This window comes from Actinomyces sp. ICM58 (assembly GCF_000283035.1).
In the GTDB taxonomy this organism is placed as follows: Bacteria; Actinomycetota; Actinomycetes; order Actinomycetales; family Actinomycetaceae; genus Pauljensenia.
The window spans coordinates 1-3,240 of sequence record NZ_ALIY01000140.1 but is presented as its reverse complement, the minus strand read 5'-3'; the positions used below and the strand labels follow the sequence as shown (position 1 = coordinate 3,240).

Here is a 3,240-nt window from a genome sequence, read left to right as displayed (position 1 = left end):
CTGCTGATCCTCGCCGGCGCGGGCTCCGGCAAGACGCGCGTGCTCACGCACCGCATCGCCTACCTGCTGGCCACGGGCCGCGCGCGGGCTGGGGAGATTCTGGCGATCACCTTCACGAACAAGGCAGCCGCCGAGATGCGCGAGCGCGCGGGCGCCCTCGTGGGGGACGACGCACGCCGCATGTGGGTGTCGACCTTCCACTCGGCGTGCGTGCGCCTGCTGCGCTACGAGCACGAGGCGGCGGGCCTGTCCTCGTCGTTCACGATCTACGACGCGCAGGATTCCCAGCGTCTCATCCAGATGGTCCTCAAAGCCCAGGACGTGGACATTAAGCGCTTCACCCCAAAGATGGTTGCGGCGCGCATTTCGGACGCGAAGAACGAGCTGATCGGCCCGAAGCGTTACGCCGAGACGGCTGGCAAAGACCCCGTCTCTCGCATCGTCGCGGACGCCTACGTCGAGTACGACAAGCGCATGCGCGCCTCGAACGCGCTGGACTTCGACGACCTCATCATGCGCACGGTCGACCTGCTGCGCGACAACCCGCTGATCGCCGAGCACTACCACCGGCGCTTCCGCCACATCCTGGTCGACGAGTACCAGGACACGAACCATGCGCAGTACGTCCTCGTGCGCGCCCTCGTGGGGGATGGGTCCGATGGGGTCACGCCCGCCGAGCTGACAGTCGTGGGCGACTCCGACCAGTCGATTTACGCCTTCCGAGGCGCCACGATCCGCAACATCGAGGAGTTTGAGCGCGACTTCACGGGCGCGCGCACGATCCTGCTCGAGCAGAACTACCGCTCCACGCAGAACATTCTGTCGGCCGCGAACGCGGTCATCGCCCGCAACACGGGACGCCGCGCGAAGAACCTGTGGACCGCCTCGGGCGACGGCGCGCTCATCACCCTGGACGCCGCCGATTCCGAGCACGACGAGGCCCGCTTCGTCGTCGGCGAGATCGACCGCCTCGCGGACTCGGGCGTCGACTGGGGCGACATCGCTGTCTTCTATCGCACGAACGCGCAGTCCCGCGCGCTGGAGGAGCTCCTCGTGCGTCTGGGCATCCCGTACCGCGTCGTCGGCGGCACGCGCTTCTACGAGCGCCGCGAAATCAAGGATGCACTGGCCTACCTGCAGGTCATCTCCAACCCCGACGACACGGTCGCGGCCCGCCGTGTCCTCAACGTCCCCAAGCGCGGTATCGGCGCGAAGGCCGAAGAAGCCATCGCCGCGCACGCCGCCCGCCACGGCATCTCGTTTGGCGCTGCCCTGCGCCACCTGTGGCTGCGCGCAGGCTGCCCCGCCGGTGAGGGTGAGGGAATCGACGTCGACGCGCTGGCCCGTTCCGCTTCCACGGACGAGGCCTCGGCCGATTCTTCCGTTTCCGTTTCCTCGGGCGGTGCGGCGGGGGAGAACCCGGGTGCTCGCGACGGTGCAGATGCGAGCGCGGCTGCGGATTCGAGCGCGGCCGCGGCCCCGGCCTCGTCCCCCGTCCCCTCCGAGAGCGCGCCCGAGGTCCTGGGCATCACCGCCCGCGCCGCGAAGTCTGCGGCCGCCTTCTGGGGGCTCATCGAGACGCTGCGAGCCGCCGAAGCGCGCGGCGCATCCCAGGCCGACATCCTCGAGGAGGTCCTGGACCGCACCGGCTACCTGGCGGAGCTGCGCCGCAGCGAGGATCCGCAGGATGCCTCGCGCGTGGAAAACCTGGCGGAACTGCACTCGGTCGCCGGGGCCTTCGCGGCCGATGCGCCCGGCGGGACCCTCGCGGACTTCCTCGAGCGCGTCGCCCTCGTCGCCGACTCGGACCAGGTGCCCGCCGAAGGCGAGCGCGGCGGACAGGTCACCCTCATGACCGTCCACACCGCGAAGGGTCTCGAATTCCCGGCGGTTTTCGTGACCGGCATGGAGGACGGCACCTTCCCGCACCAGCGCAGCCTCGGGGATGAGAGCGAGCTGGAGGAGGAACGCCGCCTGGCGTATGTGGCGATCACGCGTGCGCGCGAACGCCTCTACCTGACGCGCGCGGCGGTGCGCAGCGCCTGGGGGACGCCGCAAGAGATGCCGCCCTCGCGCTTCCTCGACGACATCCCCGCCGAGCTCCTCGACGTGCGCCGCGCGGCCACATCCGGGGAGCGTATGCGCGCCTCCTACGGGGGTTCGTATGGTTCCGGTTCCTATGGTTCCGGGGCCTATGGGCGCTCCCGTCGCTCCGAGGGGCGCGACCCGTGGGGTGAGCGCGACGCCGGTGCCTTCGGGTCGGGGCGCGGTGGCGCGCCCGCGCAGACGGCCGGCGCACGCACAGTGACCCGGATGGGCGTGACTCCCGCAGCCAAGCCCGCCGAGGAGAAGCCGGTGCTCTCGCTCAAGGTCGGGGACCGCGTCAAGCACGCGACCCTGGGTGCGGGCACCGTCACCGGCGTCGAGGGGGAGGGGCCGCGCACCGTGGCTCGCATCCGCTTCGGCATGGCCGAGAAGCGTCTCCTCGTGCGCATGGCCCCGATGGAGAAGATTTCGTAGGTCGGGCTTCCCGGCGCTGCTCGGTCTGCTTGTGGCCCCGCTGTGTGCCGGGCGGCGCCGTGGTCTGGCTCTGTGGTCCTGACGGGTTTGCTGCATGTAGCCCAGTTGTGGCTGTCAATCAGCAATTTCGCACGTAATTCCCCTGCGATTAGTTCACATTTTGAATTCATGTCGTTGGAATTGCAACGTTTTCGGGGAGTCTCGAAAAATGACCGAGGGAAATTACGTGCGAAATTTGTCTGGGCCCGGTCCGCTGTGTCCCGGGCGGCGGTCTGGCTCTGTGGTCCTGACGGGTTTGCTGCATGTAGCCCAGTTGTGGCTGTCAATCAGCAATTTCGCACGTAATTCGGCTCTTCGCATGTAAGGGTGTGGGAGGTGTCGGAGTGGGCCGGGGTGCAGGTGGTGGCGTGGGCGGCGTGCCCGTCCTGCCACCAGTAGGGCCCAGCTGCGCATGGAGGGGTGTGGCGGTGAGTGGTTCGGTGGGCCAGTTCCGCGTTTGTTCTTGTGTGTTGGGGCACTGCACCCGATCCGTAGGCAATGCACCTCTTCTGTTCGGGTGCACCGCCACGTAACGGGTGCAGTGCCCCCGTGCTTGTGGCGGTTGTGGCGGCTGTCGGGGTTGTGGGGGTCTTCTGGGCTTGCGTTGTCTCCTGCTGGGGGCACTTCGTGGTGCCTTTGTGGCGTCTCATGTTCTGGTTCCTCAGAAATGTCGCATGCAAT

General features: G+C 68.2%; 1 protein-coding gene. It reads left to right on the top strand.

The features are described from left to right. Positions 1-2,520 (top strand): UvrD-helicase domain-containing protein (locus HMPREF1138_RS06655; RefSeq protein WP_009057904.1); only part of this gene is annotated, 2,520 nt, incomplete at its 5' end. Between the last annotated feature and the right edge of the window lie 720 nt (positions 2,521-3,240).